This is a genomic window from Streptomyces sp. NPDC054961 (assembly GCF_053609145.1).
Map to the genome: position 1 here is coordinate 9,430 of NZ_JBSGWY010000004.1, position 23,994 is coordinate 33,423.

The 23,994-nt window shown below is 73.1% G+C and carries 21 protein-coding genes; 14 read left to right on the forward strand and 7 right to left on the reverse strand.

Going from position 1 to position 23,994, the window contains the following annotated elements; genetic code table 11:
• The first annotated feature begins 522 nt into the window (after positions 1 to 522).
• Positions 523 to 1,536: a LacI family DNA-binding transcriptional regulator gene (locus ACWF9Z_RS05880; protein WP_453597874.1), complete on the forward strand. Its 1,014-nt coding sequence runs from the start codon at positions 523 to 525 to the stop codon at positions 1,534 to 1,536.
• Positions 1,537 to 1,806: 270 nt separating this feature from the next.
• On the opposite strand, the gene ACWF9Z_RS05885 is transcribed toward ACWF9Z_RS05880, so the two are convergent.
• Positions 1,807 to 2,763: an alpha/beta hydrolase fold domain-containing protein gene (locus ACWF9Z_RS05885; protein ID WP_453597876.1), complete on the reverse strand. Its 957-nt coding sequence runs from the start codon at positions 2,761 to 2,763 to the stop codon at positions 1,807 to 1,809.
• 292 nt (positions 2,764 to 3,055) lie between these two features.
• The gene (locus tag ACWF9Z_RS05890) at positions 3,056 to 3,358 is read right to left on the reverse strand and encodes a substrate-binding domain-containing protein (protein ID WP_453597878.1); all 303 of its coding nucleotides are present in this window, start codon (positions 3,356 to 3,358) and stop codon (positions 3,056 to 3,058) included.
• Between ACWF9Z_RS05890 and ACWF9Z_RS05895 the strand changes: the two genes are divergently transcribed.
• The 4 genes from ACWF9Z_RS05895 to ACWF9Z_RS05910 all read left to right on the forward strand — a co-directional run bounded on the left by ACWF9Z_RS05895 (position 3,357) and on the right by ACWF9Z_RS05910 (position 7,583).
• Entirely contained in the window at positions 3,357 to 4,187 is an 831-nt protein-coding gene (locus tag ACWF9Z_RS05895) for a DUF1996 domain-containing protein (RefSeq protein ID WP_453597879.1), read from the forward strand. The genes ACWF9Z_RS05890 and ACWF9Z_RS05895 overlap by 2 nt on opposite strands.
• 69 nt (positions 4,188 to 4,256) lie before the next feature.
• Positions 4,257 to 4,829: a DUF305 domain-containing protein gene (locus ACWF9Z_RS05900; protein WP_453597881.1), complete on the forward strand. Its 573-nt coding sequence runs from the start codon at positions 4,257 to 4,259 to the stop codon at positions 4,827 to 4,829.
• 124 nt (positions 4,830 to 4,953) lie between these two features.
• Positions 4,954 to 6,321: a GH1 family beta-glucosidase gene (locus tag ACWF9Z_RS05905; RefSeq protein WP_453597883.1), complete on the forward strand. Its 1,368-nt coding sequence runs from the start codon at positions 4,954 to 4,956 to the stop codon at positions 6,319 to 6,321.
• Entirely contained in the window at positions 6,318 to 7,583 is a 1,266-nt protein-coding gene (locus ACWF9Z_RS05910) for an MFS transporter (protein WP_453597885.1), read from the forward strand. Before ACWF9Z_RS05905 ends, ACWF9Z_RS05910 begins: the two co-directional genes overlap by 4 nt.
• A gap of 34 nt (positions 7,584 to 7,617) precedes the next feature.
• On the opposite strand, the gene ACWF9Z_RS05915 is transcribed toward ACWF9Z_RS05910, so the two are convergent.
• A complete protein-coding gene (locus ACWF9Z_RS05915; RefSeq protein WP_453597887.1) occupies positions 7,618 to 8,187 on the reverse strand; it encodes a MepB family protein in 570 nt (189 codons plus the stop codon).
• Between the two features lie 170 nt (positions 8,188 to 8,357).
• Here ACWF9Z_RS05915 and ACWF9Z_RS05920 point away from each other — a divergent pair, with 170 nt between their 5' ends.
• A complete protein-coding gene (locus tag ACWF9Z_RS05920) occupies positions 8,358 to 9,446 on the forward strand; it encodes a VanW family protein (RefSeq protein WP_453597888.1) in 1,089 nt (362 codons plus the stop codon).
• Positions 9,447 to 9,566: 120 nt separating this feature from the next.
• Here ACWF9Z_RS05920 and ACWF9Z_RS05925 read toward each other — a convergent pair whose 3' ends face one another.
• The gene (locus ACWF9Z_RS05925) at positions 9,567 to 10,538 is read right to left on the reverse strand and encodes an NAD(P)-dependent alcohol dehydrogenase (RefSeq protein WP_453597890.1); all 972 of its coding nucleotides are present in this window, start codon (positions 10,536 to 10,538) and stop codon (positions 9,567 to 9,569) included.
• A gap of 145 nt (positions 10,539 to 10,683) precedes the next feature.
• Between ACWF9Z_RS05925 and ACWF9Z_RS05930 the strand changes: the two genes are divergently transcribed.
• The 5 genes from ACWF9Z_RS05930 (at position 10,684) to ACWF9Z_RS05950 (ending at position 15,541) form a co-directional block, all read left to right on the forward strand.
• Positions 10,684 to 11,787, forward strand: coding sequence for a polyprenyl synthetase family protein (locus ACWF9Z_RS05930; RefSeq protein WP_453597892.1), 1,104 nt, complete (start codon positions 10,684 to 10,686; stop codon positions 11,785 to 11,787).
• Positions 11,788 to 11,868: 81 nt separating this feature from the next.
• Positions 11,869 to 12,513 carry a hypothetical protein gene (locus tag ACWF9Z_RS05935; protein ID WP_453597894.1) on the forward strand — a complete coding sequence of 215 codons (645 nt, stop codon included), beginning with the start codon at positions 11,869 to 11,871 and terminating at the stop codon, positions 12,511 to 12,513.
• 115 nt (positions 12,514 to 12,628) lie between these two features.
• Positions 12,629 to 12,889 carry a ferredoxin gene (locus ACWF9Z_RS05940; protein WP_453598303.1) on the forward strand — a complete coding sequence of 87 codons (261 nt, stop codon included), beginning with the start codon at positions 12,629 to 12,631 and terminating at the stop codon, positions 12,887 to 12,889.
• A complete protein-coding gene (locus ACWF9Z_RS05945) occupies positions 12,882 to 14,273 on the forward strand; it encodes an NAD(P)/FAD-dependent oxidoreductase (protein WP_453597896.1) in 1,392 nt (463 codons plus the stop codon). Before ACWF9Z_RS05940 ends, ACWF9Z_RS05945 begins: the two co-directional genes overlap by 8 nt.
• 29 nt (positions 14,274 to 14,302) lie before the next feature.
• Positions 14,303 to 15,541: a cytochrome P450 gene (locus ACWF9Z_RS05950; protein ID WP_453597898.1), complete on the forward strand. Its 1,239-nt coding sequence runs from the start codon at positions 14,303 to 14,305 to the stop codon at positions 15,539 to 15,541.
• 86 nt (positions 15,542 to 15,627) lie between these two features.
• Here the strand turns inward: ACWF9Z_RS05950 and ACWF9Z_RS05955 are convergent, their stop codons facing one another.
• Together ACWF9Z_RS05955 and ACWF9Z_RS05960 are read right to left on the reverse strand one after the other, a co-directional pair.
• A complete protein-coding gene (locus ACWF9Z_RS05955; protein ID WP_453597900.1) occupies positions 15,628 to 16,743 on the reverse strand; it encodes a mechanosensitive ion channel family protein in 1,116 nt (371 codons plus the stop codon).
• Positions 16,744 to 16,990: 247 nt separating this feature from the next.
• Positions 16,991 to 17,470 carry a hypothetical protein gene (locus tag ACWF9Z_RS05960; RefSeq protein WP_453597902.1) on the reverse strand — a complete coding sequence of 160 codons (480 nt, stop codon included), beginning with the start codon at positions 17,468 to 17,470 and terminating at the stop codon, positions 16,991 to 16,993.
• 445 nt (positions 17,471 to 17,915) lie between these two features.
• On the opposite strand from ACWF9Z_RS05960, the gene ACWF9Z_RS05965 reads away from it, so the two are divergent.
• From ACWF9Z_RS05965 to ACWF9Z_RS05975, 3 genes are all read left to right on the forward strand, one after another.
• Positions 17,916 to 18,953: a terpene synthase family protein gene (locus ACWF9Z_RS05965; protein WP_453597903.1), complete on the forward strand. Its 1,038-nt coding sequence runs from the start codon at positions 17,916 to 17,918 to the stop codon at positions 18,951 to 18,953.
• A gap of 14 nt (positions 18,954 to 18,967) precedes the next feature.
• Positions 18,968 to 20,371 carry a cytochrome P450 gene (locus ACWF9Z_RS05970; RefSeq protein WP_453597905.1) on the forward strand — a complete coding sequence of 468 codons (1,404 nt, stop codon included), beginning with the start codon at positions 18,968 to 18,970 and terminating at the stop codon, positions 20,369 to 20,371.
• A gap of 69 nt (positions 20,372 to 20,440) precedes the next feature.
• A complete protein-coding gene (locus ACWF9Z_RS05975; RefSeq protein WP_453597907.1) occupies positions 20,441 to 23,341 on the forward strand; it encodes an ATP-binding protein in 2,901 nt (966 codons plus the stop codon).
• 96 nt (positions 23,342 to 23,437) lie between these two features.
• On the opposite strand, the gene ACWF9Z_RS05980 is transcribed toward ACWF9Z_RS05975, so the two are convergent.
• Positions 23,438 to 23,983, reverse strand: coding sequence for an SRPBCC family protein (locus ACWF9Z_RS05980; protein WP_453597909.1), 546 nt, complete (start codon positions 23,981 to 23,983; stop codon positions 23,438 to 23,440).
• Positions 23,984 to 23,994: the final 11 nt, after the last annotated feature.

Consider the following 23,994-nt stretch of genomic DNA (forward strand, 5'->3'; position numbering starts at 1 on the left):
GGCCCCCCCCGGGCCCGCCCGCGCGCCGCGCCCCCCCCGGGGGGGGGCGCCGCGCCCGGGCCCGGCGGGGGCGGGGCCCGCCCGGGCACCGGGCGCACCGGTGGCCCGGCCCGCCGGGCGGCGATCTCGTCGAGCCCGGAGGGTGAGCACCCGGATCGCCGCGTTGACGAGCCGCCTCGGACCGGCCGTGGGGGTCGTTCCTGCCGGAAGGCGCACTGGTGCTCCGCCGTGAACGCCGGGCCGGGCCGGGTCGCCGTGGGGCTGAGGGTGAGGACCGTGCCGCCGGGTCCGGTCGCCGGCCAGGGCGTCCGGCCCGCGACCGCGACCGCGGGCACCCAAGAGCCCGGACGGACGGTGACGTCCGAGGTCACCGGCCCCGCCCCGGGCAGCCGCACCTCCGGGCGGGGGCCGCGTCCCGTTGATCTGACGCGTGTAACCTCCGAAGGGAAGGCATCGAACCGGCCGACCGGCCAGCCAGCCGGTCAGCCGGTCAGCAGACCCGAAGGAGCATCGAGGGACGCCATGGCCAGAGACACTCCCGCCCCCGCGGCCGCGTCCGTCACCAGCGCCGACGTGGCCCGGCTCGCCGGGGTGTCGCGCGCCACGGTCTCCTTCGTCCTCAACGACACCCAGGGCCATCGCGTCAGCGAATCCACCCGCGCCCGGGTCCTCGACGCCGCCCGGCAGCTCGGCTACGTGCCGCACGCCGCGGCCCGGTCCCTGCGCGCCGGGCGCAGCAACCTCGTGCTGATGCCCGCATCGATCTCCGCCGTCGGCCGCCTCGTCAGCGACTGGGTCGACGATCTGCACAGTGAGCTGGACCGGCACGGTTACACCGCGGTCCTCCACGCGGGGCGCTTCGCCGACTCCCTCTCCGCCGCCCGCGCCTGGGCCGAGCTGCGCCCCGCGGCCGTCATCGCCCTCGACGGCGACCGGTTCACCCCGCAGGCCGCGGAACTCCTGAGCCGCGCCGGGGTGCGCGGTCTGCTCGCCTTCGCGGCGCACCCCGTACCGGGCGTGCACACCATCGGCTTCGACCACACCCGCATCGGTGCCACGGCCGCCGAGCACCTGATCGCCCGCGGCCGGACCCGTATCGGCGTGGTCATGCCGCAGGAGCGCGGTCTCGGCACCCTGGCCGGTCCGCGCCTGGCCGGAGCCGAGTCGGTTGCCGCCCGGCACATGGCCACCGTGACCCCGCTGGACCTCGCCTACACCCGGGAGTCGGCGACCGCCCTGGCCCGGCGCTGGCCGCGTCTCGGCCTGGACGCCGTGTTCGCCTACAACGACGAGTACGCGGCCCTGCTGCTCCACGCGTTCCGGGCCGAGGGGATCGCCGTACCGGACGACGTGGCGATCGTGGGCTCCGACGACCTGCTCCTCTCCGCCCTCCAGCAGCCCGCGCTGACGTCGATCCGCCTCGCGCTCGTCCCGGCCGCAGAGGTCGCGGACGCCGTGCACGAGCTGATCGAGACGGGCACGGCCGCGCCCCTGCCCGAGACGGAACCGATCCTGGTCCACCGCGAGACCTCGTAGGGACCGCCTCGGCACGTGGCGAGCGCCGGCACAGGGCCCACCTCGGCACCGCGCGCACGCCGACCGGCCGACCCGTGTGCGCCGACCGGCCGACCCGTGTACGCCGACCGACCGATCCGCGCGGGCCGGCCGGCCGAGGTGCGGCTCAGGCGGCCGCTCCGCCTGCCCGCGGGCACCGGGCCCGGGTGTCCGTGGCCGCCCCCCGGCGGTCCCGGGCTCCGGGATGCTCCCGGGTCCCGCGCGGCCGCGAACGGCCACCGGCCCGAGGACTCAGGCGTCCGCGCCGAGGTGGCGGGCGAGGAAGGCGACGCTGTCGGTGACGATCTGCCGGATGTCGGGCGAGCCGAGGAAGATGTGGTCGGCGCCTTCGACGGGGGTGAGGGTGACGTCGCCGCCGGCCCGGGTCAGGGCCTGGGCGAGCTGTTCGCTCTGGCTGTAGGGGACCAGGCCGTCCCCGGTGCCGTGGACCAGCAGGAACGGCGGCGGGTTCGAGCCGGCCGTGGCGTAGGTGACCGGGCTCGCGATCCGTGCGCGTTCGGGACGCTCGCTCTCGCTCCCGCCCAGGAGGGCCTCGTAGGGGTCGGGGAAGTCGCTCCCGCCGGGCATCGCCGGCATCGGGTGGTCCGCGAGGGAGACCAGGTCGGACACCCCGTACCAGTCCACGACCGCGCGCACACCCGTCTCACCGGCGCCCACCCCGTGCGTACCCTCCAGCGCCACGGCGTCGGGAGTGTCCGCGCCGACGAGCCCCGCCAGAGCCGCCAGATGCCCGCCCGCGGACTCGCCCCACACCCCGATCCGCCCCGGGTCGATCCCCAGCGCATCGGCGTACGCGCGCACATAGCGGATCGCGGCCTTCACATCGTGCAGCTGCGCCGGGAACGGCGCCTCCAGGCTGTGCCGGTAGTCGATCGACACCAACGCCAGACCGGCCCCCAGCACCGCCCCGTGCAGCAGTTCCACCGGCACGGTGGGCGGCGGATAGCGCCGGTCGCCGTCCAGCCACCCCCCACCGTGGATCCACACCACCGCAGCGAACGGCCCGTCACCCGCCGGAACCCGCACGTCCAGCAACCGCGGACGGAAACCCGGAGTCGTCGCGTACGTGACCCCGTCGAAACTCCGCACACCATCCGCCCCCGTCACCGCGGGCACGGGAGCACGGTACGGCGGGGGCGGCCAGGTCATGTCCGCCGGCTCGACGGCGGCCGGGAGCGATTGCGTCATCGAGGCTCTTCCTCTCTGCGCGGCCTCGGGGGCCGACGGGTCGTGTGGACGCGGTCCCGCCGCGCGGCCGCGGACAAGACGTCGTCACGTATGTCCGGAATGCTGGTGCGCGAAAACGGAGGACCTCAGCTGTTACACGTGTAACCAGCACTCTAGCGACGCGTTTCCGCGGACCACAAGCGCGAGGCGACTCGGGAAGTCCGTGCGCGTGCGTCCCGGCCGCCTGACGCCGCCGAGCCTGCGCGAGGACCCGGAGGGCCCGGACGCCGCCGCCGGAGGGGCGCCCGGGCGCTCAGGACGACTCGCGGATCACCAGCTCGTTCGGCATGACCACCGGATCCCGCGGCCCTCCCTCGATGAGGCCCAGGAGCAGCCGGAACGTGGCCCTGGCCTGGTCCGCCATCGGGCTGCGCACGGAGGTGAGCGCCGGGGCGGTGGAGGCGGCGGCCTCGATGTCGTCGAAGCCGACCACGGCCACGTCCTCGGGGACCCGGCGGCCCGCCTCGCGCAGGGTGCGCAGGGCTCCGATCGCCATCAGGTCGTTGGCGGCGAACACCGCGTCCAGCGCCGGGTCGTCCTCGAGCAGCTGCCGCATGGCCTCGGCCACCGGCGGTCCCGGCGCCGTCGAGCTGCGCACGGGGTCCCCGACCGGACCGCTGCTCGCGAGCTTCGAGATCGCGGCGACCGGCGGCTGGCAGAGCTGGGCGACACGGACGGCCGACGTCTCCACGCATCCCGCCGGCGCGCAGTCGGTGTTCGCGGTGATGCGCAGCAGCGGGGCCGGTGACTTCGTGAACGTCAACTGGTTCTCGTTCGCCGCCGGTTCCTCTCCCGGCTGGGTCGGGATCGACCGGGCGAAGTGGGACACGCAGCTGGCCCGGTTCCGGGCGATGACCCCGGCGCCGGTTCCCGCGAACTCCGTCCGCGTCCCCGAGTTCAACGCCACCTGCGTCTACAGCCACTCCAAGCCGGACGACCCGATCGTCGCCCCGGGCCTGCCCGGCGCGTCCCACATGCACAGCTTCTTCGGCAACCGCAGCACGGACGCGTTCTCCACGGCCGAGTCCCTGCTGTCCCACACCGCGACGAGCTGTACGCCCGCCCAGGACCTCTCCAGTTACTGGATTCCGACCCTCTACGAGCACGGACGGGCCGTCGAGCCGGAGGGCATGATCGTCTACTACGGGTCCCGGCTGCCCGATCCCACGGCGACGGTGCCCTTCCCGCAGGGGTTCCGGATGATCGCGGGCACCGCCAAGTCGCAGTGCCCACGCCGGCCGGCTCGGTCAACCAGTTCTACTGCGCGGGCGAGGGCGGGGAGACCGGCCGCAGCTCCGACGGCAACTGGCCGGTGTGCGCGCCGAACGCCAAGCCCCCGACGGCCTCTCGCTGTCCTCGGGCATGGCCTCGTCCATCCACGGTGACTTCTTCAACGCCTGGGACGACACCGCCCTGGGGCAGCGCGTGAAGGACTGCGTCGTACAGAGCGCCAAGTGCAACTCGGCCGGTACGTTCTGACCCGCCGGGACGCCTCCGGCCGGCGGGCCGCGTCCGCCCGCCGGCCGGACCGGGCCCGCTTCGCGGCGCTCCCGGTCCTGTTCCTGCTCCTGCTCCTGTTCCCGGCCACCGGCTGCGCCACGCGGCCGGTGGCCGGCCCGCCGCGGGCGGCGGCCTTCAACGCCACCGACATCGCCTGGATCCAGCTGATGATCCCGATGGACGAGCGGGCCCGGCTGCTGACGGACCTGGCCCCCGCACGGGCCGGGGACCCGGCCCTGGCCGGGGTCGCGGCGCGGGCGGCGGACGGGACGGCGGCCGAACTGCTCGCCCTGCGGGGGCTCCTCGCCCTGTCGGCGGCGCCCGACACCCGCCCGCACGAGGGCCACGACATGCCGGACCCAGTCCGTGCTGCTCTGCGCGGGCGAGCGCGCCTCGGGAGGCTCCGGGGAGGCACGGGAGCTCGCGGCCGCGATGGAGAAGTCCGGAGCCGAGCAGCTGGCGCTGCTCGACGGGGTGCGCTGAGGCGGAGCCGCGGCCGCGTCCGCATCCGCGTTCATGAAAGTTGAGGATTGTTCACTTTCCATTGACAGGACGGGGTCGGGGACCCGAAAGTGCCGTGAGCAGCACTCCCGACAGCGGGTCCCCACAGCCGTGCCGGGGATCCGCGCTCCCCGACCGAAGCGAGTTGGCATGTCAGCGCCCGTACCCCAGTTCCCGGCCGCCTTCCTCTGGGGGGTCTCCGCCTCCGCGTTCCAGATCGAGGGCTCGCCCACGGCCGACGGCCGGGGCCCCTCCTCCTGGGACGCCTTCACCAAGGAGAAGGGGCGCGTCAAGGACGGCTCGCACGCGGACGTGGCCACCGACCACTACCGCCGCTACCGCGAGGACGTGGCGCTGATGGGCGAACTGGGCGTCGACGCCTACCGGTTCTCGGTCTCCTGGTCCCGCGTGCTGCCCGAAGGGCGCGGGCAGGTCAACGGCCCGGGACTGGACTTCTACGACCGGCTCGTCGACGAGCTGTGCGCCGCGGGCATCGCCCCGGTGCCCACCCTCTTCCACTGGGACACCCCGCTCGCCCTGGAGGAGCGGGGCGGCTGGCTGGAGCGCGACACCGCCGAGCGGTTCGCGGAGTACGCCTCGGTGGTCGCGGAGCGCCTCGCCGACCGGGTGCCCATGTGGATCACCATCAACGAGCCCGCCGAGGTCACCCTCCTCGGCTACGGCCTCGGCGAGCACGCCCCCGGCAAGCAGCTCGTCTTCGACGCCCTGCCCGCGGCCCACCACCAGCTCCTGGCACACGGGCTGGGCGTGCAGGCCCTGCGCGCGGCGGGCGCCCGCCGGATCGGCATAGCCGTCTCGCACAGCCCCGTCTGGGCCGCCGGCGAGAGCGAGGAGGACCGCGCCGCCGCCGCGTTGTACGACACGCTCACCAACCGCCTCTTCGCCGACCCGATCCTGACCGGCACCTACCCGGACGGGCTGGATTCCCTCCTGCCCGGCCCGGTGGCGGAGGACCTCAAGGCGATCTCGGCGCCGCTGGACTGGTACGGGGTCAACTACTACAACCCGATGCTCATCGGCGCCCCGGCCCCCGCCGGCGGCTCCGCCTTCGGCGGGATCGAGATCCCCTCCGGACTCCCCTTCGGCGTCCGGGAGATCGAGGGGTACGCACGCACCGACTTCGACTGGCCGGTGGTCCCGGACGGGCTGCGCGAGCTGCTGGCCACCCTGCGCGAGCGCTACGGCGACCGGCTGCCGCCCCTGTACATCACGGAGAACGGCTGCTCGTACGACGACGCGCCGGACCCGGCCACGGGCCGGATCGAGGACGAGCGCCGGATCGCCTACCACGAGGGCCACGTACGCGCCCTGCACCAGGCGATGGCCGAAGGGGCCGACGTGCGCGGCTACTTCATCTGGTCGATCCTCGACAACTTCGAGTGGGCGGAGGGCTACCGGCAGCGGTTCGGTCTCGTCCACGTCGACTACGAGACGCTCGCCCGGACCCCCAAGGAGTCGTACGCCTGGTACCGCGACCTGATCAGGAACGGCAGGTGACCGCCGGTCCGGAGGCCCCGCCGGCCTCGGGTGGCGCGGACGCCCCCGGAGCGGGCGCCGCGCCGGGCGGCCGGTGGGTCGGCGCGCTGTCCCTCGCCAACCTCGGGGTGTGGGTCGGCTGGTTCGGCCCGCTGCAACTGCTCCTGGCCCGCCAGGCCGAGCAGCTCGCCCCCGGCCACAAGGCGTCCACCCTCGCCCTGGTGACGGGACTGGGAGCGGCCGTCTCGATGGTTTCCAACCCCGTCTTCGGAGCGCTGTCCGACCGTACGACGGCGCGCGCGGGACGCCGGATCCCCTGGGTGGTCGCCGGGGTCGCGGGCGGCGCCGCCGGCCTGGTGGTGCTCGCCCTGGCGACGAGCGTGCCGGCCGTGATCGCGGGCTGGTGCCTGACACAGCTCGCCCTCAACGCGGCCTTCGCCGCCCTCACGGCGGCCGTCCCCGACCAGGTGCCGCCGCGGCAGCGCGGCCTGGTCGGCGGCTGGCTCGGCGTCTCCCAGGTCGTCGGCATCCTGGTCGGTACGGCGCTGGCCACGGTCGCGGGCGGGATCACCGCGGGCTACCTGGCCTGCGCGGCCTTCTCGGTGCTCGCCGCCGTGCCGTACGTCCTGATGCGGCGCGACGCCGCGCTCGCCCCGCAGGACCGCAGCGCCTTCCGGTGGCGGACCTTCCTCACCGGCTTCTGGATCGATCCGCGCCGCCACCCCGACTTCGGCTGGGCCTGGCTCACCCGGTTCCTGATGAACCTGTCGTACTCCATCAGCACCATGTACCTGCTCTACTACCTGACCGACGCCGTGCGCTACGAGGGCGACGCGGACACCGGCGTCCTGGTCCTCACCGCGCTCAACGCGCTCGCCCTGCTCTCCACGGTGGTGATCAGCGGCATCCGGTCGGACCGCAGCGGCCGACGGAAGTCCTATGTCCTGTGGTCGGGGCTGGTCATCGCCGCGGCCACCCTGCTGCTCGCCGTCTGGCAGACGTGGAGCGGCGCGATCGTCGCCTCGCTCGTCCTCGGTCTCGGCTTCGGCGTGTACACGGCGGTGGACTTCGCCCTGCTCACGGACGTGCTGCCGACCGCGGAGGACCGGGGCAAGGACCTGGGAGTGATCAACATCGCCAACTCGATGCCGCAGGTCCTGGCGCCCGTGATCGCGGCGCCGGTCATCACCCACCTCGGCGGCTACCCCGCCCTGTACGCCCTCGCGGGCGGCTTGGCCCTCGCGGGATCCGTCCTGGTCCGCCGCATCCGCTCGGTGCTCTGAACCCGCTCGGTGCTCTGAATCCGAGGGGGACGGCCTACGGGTGGTAGAGCTCCCGGGCGCGGGCCAGGCCGGCCGGTCCGTCCGGGGGCAGGCCCAGGAAGTGGTCCAGCTGCCAGGCCTGCGTACGGCCCGCCTGGCGGCTGGTGGTGGTCACCCAGGGCGGGTAGACGCGGAAGCCCCGCTTCCCGCCGACGCCGCCCGCCGACACGATCCCGTGCCGGCGCAGCGCGTCCACGGGGAACACGAACTGGCCGGCGTGGTGGCCGTCACGCGTGGCGATGACGAAGAGGTCGACCGGGTCCGCGACGTCGTAGGGCTGGATGGGCCCGCCCGGGGACCTCTTCCACACGGTGACGAACTGGCCGGCCTTGGTGGGGGTCGTCTTCGCCGCGCGGAACCGGACGGCGAGACCGTCCAGGGTGAAGGCGTGGGCGGCGTACTCGGCGCTCTCGGCTTCGGCGACCGGCTGTGAGCAGGCGAACCCGCAGGGGTCGTAGACCAGCGCTTTCGCCGCCCGCAGCTCGCCGTGGGACGGGGCGCCGTCCGACCACGGTGCGCGTCCGACGGGAGGGAGACCGGACGAGGGCGTGCGGTGTATCGGCATCCCCTCAGCCTGTCACGGAAATGATCACTCCTCTCGTGAGCATGGGCACATTTATGCCCCATTCGGATGTAAATCGCCCAGAATGGTTTCCGGTCCCGGCCCGCTCCCGGTCTTCGAGCGCGGCGCCGGCACCGGCACCGGACCGACATTCCACGGCGACAGGGAGAGACATGCGACGGGCACACGGCCGGACGGTCACCAAGCGGATCGCCCTGACCTCGGCGGCCGTGGCCGCCGTACTCGGCCTCAGCGGCGTCGCCGCGGGTTCCGCGGCCGCCAGCGGTTCCGCGGGGGCCGCCGGTTCCGCGGCCGCCGACCGGCCCGCCGGCACCGGGGACGCGCGCGGCGGGGCGCAGGGCACCGCCGGGGCGCCGGGCACGACGTCCGGCACCGCGCCCGGCAAGGGCCTCGGCGCGGCCCGGCAGCAGCTCTCGTCCTTCACCGTGGCGTTTCCCTCCGCCCCCTACCGCACCCACAACATCGCGCGCGCCGTCGAGCTGATCAACGGCGCCGTGGTCCAGCCGGGCGAGATCTGGAGCTTCAACCAGGCCGTGGGCGAGCGGACCAAGGAGAACGGTTTCGTCGACGGGATCATGATCAACGACGGCCGCTACGTGAAGTCTCCCGGCGGCGGAGTCTCGGCGGTCGCGACGACCATGTACAACGCCATGTTCTTCGCGGGCCTGAAGCCGGTGGAGCACGGGGCCCACTCCTTCTACATCGAGCGGTACCCCGAAGGCCGCGAGGCCACCGTCGCCTGGGGCACCCTCGACCTGCGCTGGCAGAACGACTCCGGCCACCCCGTCACCGTCAGGGCCTCGTCCACCGACACCTCGGTGACCATCACCCTGCTCGGAACGAAGCAGTACGACGAGATACGCGCGACCAAGGGTCCGCGCACGCACGTCACGCCCCCGGCCAAGCGCACGGTCGCCGGCCCCACCTGCGAGGCGCAGACCCCGCTGGAAGGCTTCGACGTCTCCGTCGGCCGCGTCTTCGTCCGGGACGGCAAGGAAGTCGGCCGGGAGACGTTCCGTACGCACTACACCCCGCGCGACGAGATCACGTGCACCCCGGAATCCCCCGCGGCCACGACCGGCCCGAGCGCGTCGGCCACCCCCGGTGCGTCGGCCACCCCCGGCGCATCGGCCACGCCGGCCACGCCGACCCCGTCCGCGACACCCACCGCACCCGGCACCCAGGGCGCCCCCGCGAGCCCCGCCGCCACCTCCGCGGCACCCAGCCCGAGCCTGGGCTGAGCCTGGGCTGAGCCTGGGCTGAGCGGGCCGGGCTGAATCCTGGCCGAGGCCCGGGCGCGGGCGGCGACGGCCCCGACCGGCCGTGGACGGCCCGGCCGAGGCCGTGCCGTCCACGGCCGCTCAGGGCCTGACCAGGATCTTCCCCCGTGCCTCGCCCCGATGGAGCTGATCGACGGCTTCCGCGGCTCCGGCGAGCGCGCAGGTGCGCTGGACGACTGGGGCCAGGGCGCCGTCCTCCACGTACTGCTTGAGGACCTCGAGGTCGGCCTTCCGTTCGGCGGCGAAGACTCCCTTGAGCCCGTGCCGCACGAAGGGGTTCAGCAGCGCGGCCCGCAGCACCCGGTCGGTGCCGCCGAGCCAGCGCCCGCCGCCCTCGCCCCCCACGATGACGAGCGTCCCGCGCGGGGTCAGGGCGCGCCTGAGGTGCGCCAGGGTCCGGTTTCCGGCGGTGTCGAGGATCAGGTCGTAGCGGCGGACCCCGTCGGCGAACTCCTCGACGGTGTAGTCGATGGCCTCGTCCGCCCCGAGCGAGCGCACCAGCTCCGTCTTCGCCGTGCTGCACACCCCCGTGACGTGGGCCCCGTACGCCTTGGCCAGCTGGACCGCGAACGTGCCGACCCCGCCCGCGGCTCCGATGACCAGCACCCGCTGTCCGGGCCGCACGCGCCCCACGTCGCGGAGCGCCTGGAGGGCCGTGAGCCCGGAGACGGGCAGCGCGGCCGCCTCCTCCAGGGGAAGCCCGGCCGGCTTGTGCGCGAGCTTGTCCTGCCGGGCGCACACGTACTCGGCGAAGGTGCCCTCGCCGATGCCGAAGACCTCGTCCCCCGGGCGGAAGGCGCTCACGCCCTCCCCGACCGCCTCGACGCGTCCGGCGAGCTCCCGGCCGCGTACGCGGACCTTGGGCGCGCGCAGTCCGAAACCCATGAGCCGCAGAAGGTAGGGGCGGCCGCTCATCAGGTGCCAGACCCCGGCGTCCACCGCGGCGGCCCGGACGGCCACGAGCACCTCGCCCCGGCCCGGCTCCGGCTTCTCGATGTCCCGGAGCTCCAGCACGTCGCTCGCTCCGTACGCGTCCTGCACGATCGCCTTCACGGCGCCGTCCCTTCCCCGTCCGTGTACTGGAAGACCTGTTCGCCCGGCGACGGCTCCGCCGACGAGGAAGCTAAAAGCATCCGTACTCCATGTCAATGATTTCTTCCATCGACTCCGCCCGCGGACCGTGCGGATAATGATCTTCATGAACGACACGGCCACCGTGGCCCGCACCCTGGAACGGATCTCCGGACACCGCAGGACCTTCGACGCGCGCTTCGAGCGCTACTTCGACACCCTCGGGCAGCGGCTCGACACCCCCCTGCCGAGCCGGTTCGCGCCGCGCGCCCTCGGCCTGCTGCGGGAGCTGTCGACGCGCGGCGGCAAGCGCCTGCGGGTCGTCCTGCTGTACGAGGCGGCCCGGCTGGTCACCACCGAGGAGCTGCCGGGGCTGGCGGAGGCCGGGCTGAGCCTCGAGCTCCTGCAGACCCACGGGCTGGTCCACGACGACATCATCGACGACGCGCCCCTGCGGCGCGGCGGGCCGTCCACGTACTACGCCTACCGCCAGGACCTGCCCGACGACCTCCCGGCCGCCCTCGGCCTGGCGGTCCTGGCGGGCGATCTCGCGGCCTTCCTCTCGATGCAGGTGCTGCTGGAGGCCGAGGCGCCGGCGGAGCTCCGCCAGGCCCTGCTGGCCGTCCAGATGCGGACGGCCGCGGAAACCGTGGTCGGGCAGATCGCGGACCTGGAGCGGGACTCCCTGGGGACCCCGGACGAGGAGTTCCTGCACGCCGTCACCGATTTCAAGAGCGCGCGGTATTCGGTGCTGGCGCCGCTGACCATGGGGCTGCTGGCCGCCGGCGAGGATCCCGCGCCGCACCGCGACCGGCTGCACCGCTACGCCCGCCTGGTGGGGATCGGCGAGCAGATGCGCGACGACTTCCTGGACCTGTTCGGCGAGAGCGCCCGGGTCGGCAAGTCCACCGGGGCCGACATCCGCGCGGGACGCCGTACGTACGCCGTGAACGCGGTCCTGGCCTGCGCGAGCGGGTCCGAGGCCCAGCTGGTGGAGTCCGCGCTCGGCGACCCGGGCTGCTCCGACGCCACCATCGAGCGGATCCGGGAGATCGCCCGCGAAGGCGGCGCGGACCAGCGGCTGCGCGCGGAGATCCGCCGGTACGCGCAGGAGGCGTCCGCCGAGGCCGCGTCCTGGGCCCCGTACTGGCGGGCGGAGGCCGTGGGCTTCTTCCGGACCCTGCCGCTGTGGAGCGTCGAGCAGACGGACCGGGCGGACCGGACGGCCTGATCCGGTCCGGCCGCGGACCCCGCTTCACCCGGGCGCGCGGCCCCGCTGGCAGGACGGCCGGGTCCCCGGCTTGCTGGACGAATGACACAAGGAGCTACGGGGGCCTCCCCCGGACAGAGCCTGAGCACTCCCCGGGCGGCGGGGCTGGCGGGGGTCCTCTTCGCCGCCCTCATGGCGGCGGCCATCGTCCTCGCCCGGCTCGGCCTGCCGGAAGGAGGCGACGCCGACCAGATCGCGGTCACCTCGGGCCAGCGGGAAGCGGTGAACACGGCACTGGAGCTGGTTCCCTTCGCCGGCATCGCCTTCCTGTGGTTCATGGGCGCGCTGCGGGAGCACTCCGGGGAAGCCGAGGACCGGTTCGTCTCCACCGTGTTCCTGGGCAGCGGCCTGGTCTTCACCGCCAGCCTCTTCGGCGCCGCCGCGGCCGCCGGGACGGTGCTGGCCGCCGATCAGCCGCAGGAGTTCGGCCGCCACTTCGCCTACACGCTGCTCACCACGTACGGGATGCGGATGGCGGCCGTGTTCGTCTTCGCGACCTCGACGATCGGCCGCAGGCTCGGGGCCTTCCCGCGCCCGCTGGTCCTCACCGGATACCTGGCCGGCCTGATCCTGCTGCTGGCCGGCTCCTCGCTCCCCTGGTCCGAGCTGGTCTTCCCGGCCTGGGCCGCGGTCGTGAGCGTGCACATCCTGCGTGCGGGCCGAAGGCGCCCCCGCCCGGCCACCTGAGGCCGGCCGTCCGGCCGGACGTCATCCCGATGGCGGTACCGGACGGGCCCCGGGGCGCCGCCGCGCGCACGCTGGATCGGGAAGCACAGGGGGGCACCGAAAGGACCACACCTTGCTGAGGCTCGTCGTCGATCTCAACCGGTGCCAGGGATACGCGCAGTGCGCCTTCCTCGCCCCCGACGTCTTCGCGATGCACGGGGACGAAGGACTGCTGTACGACCCGGAGGCCGAAGAGGCCCAGCGCGCACGCGTGGCCCAGGCCGTCGCCGCCTGCCCGGTGCAGGCGATCCTCGTGGACGAACTGGACCTGGCCGCAACCGGTACCACCCCTGCAGCTGCCGGTGCCGGCGCCAGTGGGGAGGCTTCCCATGTCTGAAACCGCCCTGGAGCAGCTCAAGCGGTCCGGCCGGATCGTGGTCGTCGGCGCCTCGCTGGCCGGACTGCGCGCCGCCGAGACCATGCGCGAGAAGGGCTTCGCGGGGTCGCTGACCATGATCGGCGACGAACCGTACGAGCCGTACGACCGCCCGCCGCTGTCCAAGCAGGTGCTGCTGGGCCGCGCCGACGCCGAGCGCACCGCGCTCCCCCGGCGCCGGGACATCGACGCCGAGTGGCGCCTGGGCGTGCCGGCCGACGGCCTCGACATGGCGGCCCGGAAGGTCCGGCTCGCCGACGGCGACGAGGTCCCGTACGACCGCCTGCTGATCGCCACGGGGGTCCGGGCCCGGCCCTGGCCCCATGAGGCGGAGGGCGAGCTCGACGGGGTCTTCACGCTGCGCACCCGCGAGGACGGGGCGACGCTGGCCCGCCGGCTCAACGCCGGACCGCGCCGGGTGCTGGTCATCGGCGCCGGGTTCACCGGCTCCGAGATCGCCTCGGCGTGCCGCGAACGCGGACTGGAGGTCACCGTCGCCGAACGCGGGGACGCGCCCCTGGTCGGCGCCCTGGGCGGGGTGATCGGCGCCGTCGCCGCCGAGATGCACCGGGAGAACGGCGTCGACCTGCGGACCGGGATCATGGTCACCGGTCTGGAGGGCGACTCCACCGGCCGGGTGCGCGCCGCGCACTTCTCCGACGGCACCACGCTGGAGTGCGACGTGGTGGTCGTCTCGCTCGGCGCGCAGCGCAACACCGAGTGGCTGACCGGTTCGGGCCTCGGCGCGGGGCCGCGCGGCATCGCCTGCGACGCGGGCTGCCGGGCCTTCGACATCCGCGGGATCGTCACCGACGACATCTACGTGGCGGGCGACGTGGCCCGTTCCCCGCACGCCCTGTTCGGCTACCAGTTCCTGTCGCTGGAGCACTGGGGCAACGCCGTCGCACAAGCCGAGACCGCGGCCCACAACATGCTCAGCGAGAGCACGGACCGCCGCCCGCACCTGTGGGTGCCGGCCTTCTGGTCCTCCCAGTTCGGGGTGAACATCAAGTCCGTGGGCGTGCCCTCCATGGGCACGGAGATCATGATCACCCAGGGTTCGCGGGCCGAGCGCCGCTTCACCGGGGTCTACGGATACCAGGGCCGGGTCATCGGCGCGGTCACCTTCGACAACGCGCGCTGGCTGCAGTTCTACGAGCGGCAGATCGAGTGCACGGCTCCCTTCCCGCCCCCGTTCACCACGGTGGACCGCCGCGCCGACGGGCAACGGCCGATCCCCGCGGACTTCCCCGACCCGTCCGTTCCCACGCACGGCCCGACCATCACCCTCAGCGGGTACTCGCCGGCCGACCGCCGGATCACCTTCACCCCCGCCGGGCACTGACCCGCACGCCCCACGGAGGACCACCCGCCATGAGCCACGGCATCCTGAGCCAGATCCTGGACTACGCCAACCGCGCGAACCCGTACCCGCTGTACGAGGAGCTGCGCAGGACCCCGGTCTTCCAAGACGGGACCGGGCCGTACGTGATCAGCACCTACTACGACATCCAGAGCCTGCTGCACGACCCGCGGCTGAGCTCCGACGCGCGCAACCTCGCCGCGACGGCCGGGGACCCGCTGGCCGAGGGCGGGGAAGAGGAGGCGACGGCGCTGCCGCCGAGCTTCCTGAAACTGGACCCGCCGGAGCACGACCGGCTGCGCCGGATGACCAACCGGCCCTTCGGCCCCCCGCACTCCCCGCACCGCGTGGACGGGATGCGCGACGGTCTGCACGACATCGTCACCGGTCTGATCGACCGTCTCGGGGACACCGGGAACATCGACCTGGTCGACCAGTTCGCGTACCCGTTCCCGGTGACGATGATCTGTCAGCTGCTGGGCGTACCGCGGGAGGACGAGGCCCGCTTCCACGTCTGGGCCGACACCCTCGCGGCGAGCCTGGACCCCGATCCGGACTCCGACGCCGCGGAGCGGCAGCGGACCACCCACGACGCCCGGATGGAGCTGGGCATGTACCTGGCCGGGCTGATCGAGGAGCGGCGCAAGAATCCCGGCGACGACATGCTCTCCCAGCTGGCGGCGGGACACGGCCCGGACGAGTCGATGTCCACGATGGAACTGCTCAGCACGGCGGCCCTGCTGCTGATCGCCGGCCACGAGACCACGGTCAACCTGATCACCAACGGGATGCTGACCCTGCTGCGCAATCCGGACGTGCTGGGCCAGTTGCGGCAGGAGCCCGGGCTCGCCGTGCCCCTGGTGGAGGAGCTGCTGCGGTTCGAACCGCCGGTGCAGCTGCTGCCGCAGCGGACCCCGCTCGCGGACATCGAGGTCCGCGGGGTGACCATCCCGAAGGGTTCTTCGATGTGGCTGATCCTGGCGTCCGGCAACCGGGATCCCGAACGCTTCAAGGATCCCGACCGCTTCGACCCGTACCGCAAGGACATCCAGCACCTGGGTCTGGGCAGCGGTATCCACAGCTGCTTCGGCGCCCCGTTGGCCCGGCTGGAGGCGCAGCTGGCGCTGAGCGAGCTGGCCCGGCGGCTGGAGAACCCCCGGCTGCTGGAGGACCCGCCGCCCTACCGGCAGAACGCGGTCCTGCGCGGCCCGCGGCACCTGCGGATCGCCTGCGACGGGATCCGCCCCTGAGCCGTCCCGCGGGGAGCCGGCCACCAGCCGCGGTGGCGGCCGGCCTCGCGCCCGGCCCCTCCTCGCCCCGCCGCTCCTCGCCCCCCTTACCGCCCGCTGTCCGCGAGCACCGGGGGCGGGGTGTCGCGCTGGTGCGGGACCGGTGGGGGCGACGCGTCGAACGCGGACCGCAGGCCGCTCCGCTGGAGGTCGACCGTCCGGGTGGGGGCCGGGATCGAGATGCCCTCCGCCCTGAACCGGCGGTGCAGGCGCTTGATGAACTCGTGCTTGATCCGGTACTGGTCGCTGAACTCGCCGACGCCCAGGATGACCGTGAAGTCGATCCTGGAGTCCCCGAACGTGTGGAAGCGGACGGCGCCCTCGTGGTCGGGGACCGCGCCGTTGATGTCGGCCATCACGCTGTCGACCACGTCGAGGGTCACCTCCTCGACGTGCTCCAGGTCGCTCTCGTAGCCCACTCCCACCTGGACCATGATCGACAACTGCTGCTCGGGCTGGGTGAAGTTGGTCATGTTCGTGCGCGCGAGACGGCCGTTGGGGATGATCACCAGGTTGTTCGACAGGTTGCGGACCACGGTGTTGCGCCAGTTGATGTCGACGACGTACCCCTCCTCACCGCTCGTGAGACGGATGTAGTCACCGGGCTGCACCGTCTTCGAGGCGAGGATGTGGACGCCGGCGAAGAGGTTGGCGAGGGTGTCCTGCAGCGCCAGGGCGACGGCCAGACCGCCCACCCCCAGCGCGGTCAACAGGGGCGCGATGGATACGCCCACGGTCTCGAGTGCGACGAGCAGACCCATCGCGAGCACCACGACCCGCGTGATGTTGACGAAGATGGTGGCCGAACCGGCCACTCCCGTCCGCGACTGCGCCATGGCCCGGACGAATCCGGCCACGACCCGGGCCGCACTGACCGTCGCGAGGAGGACGAGCAGGGCGGTCAGGGACTGGTTCACGTATCCGGAGACACGGGCGCTCAGCGGCAGGGTCGACGCGGCCACCGCGGCGCCCGCGATGACGGCCGCCCACGGCGCGAGGGTGCGCAGGGCGTCGACGACGATGTCGTCCCCGCTCCACCGCGTCTTGAGGGCGTGCTTGGCCAGCCACCGTACGAGGGCCCGCAGGAGCAGCCCGGCCAGGGCGCCGGCGGCCAGCGCGATGCCGGCGACCAGCCAGTCGTGCAGGACGAGGTCCCGGTTCAACGGACGCCCTCCGCCCCGCGCAGGACCGGGGGTGCGGCGACGGACGCCGCCGGCCGCCGTATGAGGGGTGTGCTCACCTTGTCACCTGTCAGTTCGTCGTGCCTGGTACCGCGTTCGGGCGTGCGTACGCATCCGGAACGGGCTGCCATCCTGCCTCATGGCCACGACGGCGGCGCAGGTGGGCCGGTGTGTACGGGTCCCTCGCGGGCACCGGCGGCGCGGAGGCCGCAGGGGGTCGTGCGGCCCTTCAGGGCGTCGTGGAGTCGGTCGCGCGGACGATGCCCTCGAGCTGCCCGTCGATCCAGGCCCGTCCCGCCGCGTCCCACCCGGGGGCGGTCGCGGGCGGTGCGGCCGGAGCCGGGGGCCGCTCCGGCCGTGCGGGGGTCGTCTCCACGACCGCCCAGCCCTTGCCGCCGCCGGGGGTGTCGAGTTCGACCAGGCGGTGGTCCAGGTGGCCGGTGATCATCACGGCCATGAGGGACAGGTACTCGCCCCGCAGGTCGAGGGCGAGCTCCTCCTCCCCCGGCACCTCGAGCAGGGCCCGGTACTCCTCGGTGAGGAGTGCGCAGGTGGTCTGGACTGCTCTGACGAGCGCCTCGAACCGCTCGGCGCCCAGGCGTACCCGGAGGAACTCCAGGTAGGAGCCGAGGACATCGGGCTCCTGGCCGTCTCCGGGATCGGCCGGGTCCGGAGGGTCTGGCCGGTCCGGCGGATGGTGCGTGGTCATGCTCCCATCCCTCCCCCGACGGCCGTGGCCCTTCGCAGTGTAGGGAACGGCCGCTCCTCGACGGCGGTCTTCAGCCACCCCGCAGGCCCCTCGCGGGAACCCGTGGGCCCCGGACGTCCCTGGCGCCCCGGACGTCCCAGGCGGAAGCGACTATGCCGATTGCACATTCCGAACTAATGCCATTCCACCAATTCCGGGATGGATTCCCCAAGTTCGATCGTCCCACATTGACAGTCCGCTGCACCCTGAGGGTAAATTAGTTCACGCGTGGCCTGATGTGGTCGCGCATGGCCAGGATCAGGCCACCCGGCGACCGGTTCACTCCGATCGCCACCAGGCGCCATCGCAACTACACCGCAGCATGAGGGGCGTTCGGGTCGCGACCGGAAAGCGCGACCGTGTATTGAGCGGGTATTGACGAATCCGACTCTTCCGTGGGGGATCAATGGCCCGACTCAGTTCTTTCTCCGTTCCCGATTTCCACCTTCCGTTCGGGAACTCCAAGCACCCGGACGCCGCCCGCGCCAACGCCGAAGCCACGTCGTGGGTGCTAGGACACGAGCTCGTCACCGCCGCCGCCGAGCAGTTCTCGGGCATCGGCGTGGGACATCTCGCGGGCCGGGTGAGCGGAGAGGTGCCCTACGAGCGCATCGTCCTGCTCGCCGAGTGGATGGCCTGGTCGTTCGTCCTGGACGACCAGCACGACCACCTCATCAGGACGGGTGATCTGGCGGCCTGGCGGCCCATCACCGACGCGATCACCAGTTATCTCCACACGGGGCGGACCGGCCCCCGCGCACCCGGCCGAAACCCGTTGGTGACGGGCTTCGTCGACCTGTGCGACCGGATCCTGGCCGGCATGTCCGGTGAGACCGCGGCCCGTTACCGCGCCCACGTCCCGCTCATGCTCCACTCCCTCGACCAGGAGGCGGGCAACCGCGGGAGCCGCGGACGCCAGACGGTCCAGGAGTACGTCCTCATGCGCCGGCACAGCTCCCAGCTGCTGCCGATGATGGACATGGTGGAGGCCGGACTCGGGATCGACCTCCCCCAGCACGTCCACGACCTTCCCGAGTACCAGGCCCTCGTGGCGAGCGCGGTGGACGTCATCTCGTGGGGCAACGACGTGTTCTCCCTGCCGAAGGAGCACGCCTGCGGGGACACCAACAACCTCGTCTCCCTCATCTCCTCGTGGGAGGGCTGCTCCCTGCCCGAAGCCGTCCGGGCGGTCGAGGGCCGCATCCAGATCCGCATCGAGGAGTACCTGGCCGAGGAACGACGTCTGTTTCAGGCCGTGGACGAGCTCCCCGGTACGGACCCCGCACTGCGTGACGCGGTCACCCGCTGCGTCCGCAGCTACGAGGACTGGATGATCGGCGCCGATCTGTGGCAGCGTTACGAGTGCACGCGGTACAGCGACGAACGGTTCGCGGCCGGGCTGGAGTCTGCGTACACCCGCCCGGATCTCGTCTCCGTGGCATGACAGGGAGTCGGCCCATGGCACATGCGGAGCATTCAGGCCCTGCGGTCCAGGCTCCGGTGGCCCCGGGCCGGTTACCGCTGCTGGGGCACGCCCTGCACCTGTGGCGCCGGCCCATCGCGTTCCTGGAGTCCTTGCGGGAGCACGGCGACATCGTCCGGCTCGACATCGGCACCTGGCCCGTCCACGTCCTGACGAGCCCGGAGCACGTGCACGCCGTACTGGTGCAGCAGGCCCACCGGTTCGGCCGCGGAAGGATCTTCGACCGGCTCCGCCCCGTGTTCGGCAACGGCATCGTGACGACCGACGGCGACTTCCACCGCAAACAGCGCCGGATGATGCAGCCCGCCTTCCACCGGAACCACATCGCCGAGTACGCGGAGGTGATGTGCCGGCAGGCGGAGGCGATGAGCGCGTCCTGGACGGAGGGACGCGAGATCTCCATGGTCACGGAGGCGCGCGGGTACGCGATGTCCTCGGTCGCCGAGATGATCTTCTCGGGGGACCTGAGCCGGTCCGCCGTCGAGGAGGTCCACCGCTCGCTGCCCATCGTGCTGGAGGGCATGCTCGTACGGGCGGTCATGCCCAAGTCGCTGGACCGGCTGCCCGTCCCGTACAACCGGCGGTTCGACGCGGCCGCCGCCCGCCTGCGCGAGATCATCGACCAGGTGATCGTCCGGTACCGCGCCGAGGAGAAGGACGCGGGCGGGGACCGGCACGACCTGCTCTCCCTGCTGCTGTCCAGCGTGGACGCCGAGACGGGTGCGACGATGGGCCCCGAGCAGGTGCGGGACGAGGTCATCGCCATCATGTTCGCCGGCACGGAGACCTCGGCGACCACCCTGTCCTGGATCTTCCACGAGATCGGCCGGCACCCCGAGGTGGAGAAGCGGCTCCACGCCGAGGTCGACGCGGTGGTGGGGAACCGCTCCGTCCGCCCCGAGGACATACCCGCGCTGACCTACACGAACAACGTCTTCCAGGAAGCGCTGCGCCTGCACTCGCCGCTGCTCTTCACCCGCCGCGCCCTCGCCCCCCTCACCCTCGGCGGCGTCGCGATCCCGGCCGGGGCCGAACTGGCCTACAGTCCGTACGCGTTGCACCGGGACCCCGCTCTCTTCCCCGACCCCACCAGCTTCGACCCGGACCGCTGGCAGCGGGGCGCGGGCGAACGGTCCCGTACGCACAGCTACGTCCCGTTCGGGGCCGGCCAGCACAAGTGCATCGGCGACTCGTTCGCCGTGGCGGAGATCCTGACCGCCGTGGCGACCGTGGCCTCGCGGTGGCACCTGGCCCCGGCGCCGGGCGTCACCGTCCGCGAACTCCCCGCGGGCATCCCGCAGCCCAGCGCGCTCCCCATGATTCCCGTGGCGCGAAGGGTACAGCGGTCCTCCCGTACGGGTGACGAGATGCCGCAATAGTGTGCTGAAACAGCATCAACTCTCCCTGGGACCCGTAGACTCGGGCGCACGCGCTGGAGGGGGCTACAGATGTCACACGTCACGGAACCCAGAGGCTGGGACACCCAGCCCCTGCTGGAACGGGAGTCGGAGGTCCTCGCGATCCGACGCGCGGTGGACGTCCCCTGCGGCATCTCGGCCAGAGGTCCGGCCACCCGTCTCGGAGGCGTCCTGACCTTCGCCGGATCGGCCGGCATAGGCAAGACCACCCTGCTCAACGAGGCCCGCCGGCACGCCGGCGAACGCTCCTGCACGGTGCTGTTCGCACGCGGCGGCGAGCAGGAGCGGCAGGTGCCGTTCCACGTCATGCGCCAGCTCATCCAGCCGGCCCTCGCCGCCATGAGCGAGGACGAACGGCGCGACGCCCTCGGCAACTGGTACAGCATCGTCGCACCCGCCCTCGGACTGACGGCCGCGCCGAAGGGTCCGACGGGGCCCGACCCCCAGGGCGTGCGCGACGGCCTCGACTGGGTGGTCACGCATTTAGCGGTACGCAACGCCCCCGTCGTCCTCATCGTCGACGACGCGCACTGGGCGGACGCCGAGTCCCTGACCTGGCTGACCGCCTTCGCGGCCCGGGCGGAGGAACTGGCCATGCTGATCATGGTCGCCTGCCGGCCCGACGAGATCCCCGCCGACGCCGGCTCGCTGCGCGCCCTGATGGGGCGCCAGGGGACGCGTCCGCACGAGCTGGCACCGCTGACCACGAGCGCGGTGGCGCGCATCGTGCGCGACGCCCTCGGCGAGAGCGCCGACGACGTGTTCTGCCGGGAGTGCTGGGCGATCACCGGCGGAAACCCCTTCGAAGTCGTCGAGTTGGCGATGAAGGGCCGCGACCGCGGGCTGAAACCGCACCAGGAGAACATCCCCCAGCTCCGCGACCTGGCCTCGGCCGTCAAGGGCAGCGGCCTGATCGACCGGCTCGAACAGCTGGGTCCCTCCACCGTCCGCCTCGCGTGGGCCGCCGCCGTGCTCGGCACCGCGGTCCCGACCGGCATCGTCGGGGGCGTCGCCGCCCTCGGTGAGGCGCAGGCCACCGAGGCCATCGACCAGCTGCGGGCCGCGCGCATCCTGACCGTCCTCACCAGCGTGCGGCGCAAGGAGGTCGTGGAGTTCTTCCACCCCCTGATCGCCACCGCCGTGTACCGGTCGATCCCGCCCGGCGTGCGCGTCGCCATGCACGGGATGGCCGCACAGGCCCTGGTCGACGACGGGCACGGTGCGGCGGCCGCCGCCCGCCACCTGCTGGAGATGCATCCGGAAGGCGACCCGTGGGTGGTGCAGCAGCTGCGCCAGGCCGCACGCGAGAGCTTCTCCGCGGGCGCCCCCGACGCCGCCCGCCGCTATCTGGCCCGTGCGCTGCGCGAACCCCCGGACGTCGAGGACCGGGCCGAGGTCCTCTTCGAACTCGGCTCCGCCAACCTCCTGCACGATCCCACGACCACGATCAACCAGCTCAGGGCCGCTCTGGAAGAGCCCAAGACCGACCAGGGACTGCGGGAGGCGATCACCTACCGGCTCGCCCAGGCGCTCGCGCACACGGGCCAGCTGGCCGAGGCGTCCGCTCTCCTCGCGGAGGAGGCCCGGCGCGCCACCAGCTCCCGCACGCGGCTGCGCATGCAGGCCGAGCAGTTCAAGTGGAACTCGGTCCGGGTCGACGAGGAGAACTCGCCCGCCCGCTCCCGGCTCCTCTCCCAGTTCGCCAAGCGGCTCACGGGGCGCGGTCTGCCCGAGCGCCACATCCTGGGCCTGCGGTCCTGGGACGCCGCCATGCGCGGTGAATCCGTCGCCACCGCCCTGGAGTACGCGGATCAGGCGCTGGACGGCGGCATGAGCTGGACCGACCAGGACTTCGGTTTCGAGGTGCCGGCCGTCGTGGCGGTCACGCTGATGTACTGCGACCAGCCGGGCCGGGCCGAGGAGCTCTTCAACACCGCGATCCTCGAGTTCGAGGCGAAGGGCTGGCGCGGCGCGCACCTGTCCTTCGTCTACACGCTGCTCGGCTACGTCCGCTACCGGCGCGGACGGCTCGCCGAGGCCGAGGACTTCGTACGCAACGGCCTGCAGATCGCCGATCGCGTCGGCCACGGGATCCCGGCGCAGTGGTACGCGGTCGGCACCCTGATCGAGACGCTGCTCGCCCGCGGGAACACGGAAGAGGCCCAGCGGGTCGCCCAGACCTACAAGCTCGCGGACGGCTTCCCCAAGGCGGTGGTCTATCCCGACCCGCAGGCCGTGTGGGGCAAGCTCCTCCTGGCCCAGGGCAGGATCGAGGAGGCCGAGCACCACCTCAGCGCGGCGGGCAGGCGCCTCGACCTGCGCGGCACGCGCAACCCCTCCTGGAGTCCCTGGCAGCTCGACCTGGTGCGGGCGCAGGCGACCCACGCGCCCGAGCTGGCACGCGCCACGGCGGCCGAAGCGGTCTCCCGGGCCCGCGCGTTCGGAACGGCCAGCGTGATCGGCCACGCCCTGCGCGTCGCGGCGTCCGCCACGGACGCCGCCCAGGCGAGCGGCCTGCTGCAGGAGGCGGTGGACCACCTCGAACAGTCCCCGGCCGCCAGCGAACTCGCCCACGCGCTCATCGACCACGGGACGGTCCTGCACACCATCGGCGACCCGCACCTCGCGGCCCAGCAGATCTACCGGGGCATGGAGCTCGCCTCCGCCTGCGGGGCCGACGGCCTCGCGAACCGGGCCCGTGCCCAGCTCGCGTCGTCCGGTCTGCGCCCGCGCCGACTGCACACCTCGGAGCAGGACACCCTCACCGTGGCGGAGCACGCGGCGGCCGGGCACGCCGCGCGCGGCCTCGACAACCGGGCGATCGCCACGGCGATGAACACCGACGTGCACGTGGTCTCCGAGCTGCTGTCCGCGGTCTTCACCAAACTGGGGACCGACCGGCTCGGACTGCACCGGGCACTCGAGGTCTGACCGTCCGGCCGGCCCCCCTCGCGGGGGCCGGTGCCGGGCCCTTCGCGCGCCGGTGGCCGGGCGGCCGGGAGACCGTCCGTACGGGGTCTTCCCCGGTCAGTGGGCCCGGCCGCCGGCGGAGTCACCGGGGGCGCCGGGGTCACCGTGTCCGGGCTCCAGGGCCTTCTTGAGGTTGCGCAGGGTGGTGCGGATGTTGCTCCGCTGGAACTCGGCGAAGGTGCGCCCCCGCGTCGCCACCCGGTCGAAGGCGTGGGCGACGAAGTCCGGCCAGCCACGGCGGTCGTCGGTCCACGTCTCGGTCACCCGGGTGCCCTCCGGGACCGGCTCGAACCGGTACTCCCAGGTGGCGATGGGGCCGCGTATCCGCGGACGGCGGACGCCGATGGCGTGCACCCGGAACCGGAACAGCCGGTCCTCCTCGACGGCCGTCACCGTGCACCGGGTGGTCCAGCGGAAGGCGCCCCGCTTGTTCCGCCCGTCGAACACCGTCCCGACCCGGGTCCCGCCGTCCCCGTGGACGGTGGCGCCGAGGTTCTCCGGACTCCACTCGCCCATCCGGGCGGGATCCGCGACGTGCCGGTAGACATCGGCGGGCCGGACGTGGACGACGATGCTGTCGGACACCGTGAACGTACGAGACATGGCGCTCCCTC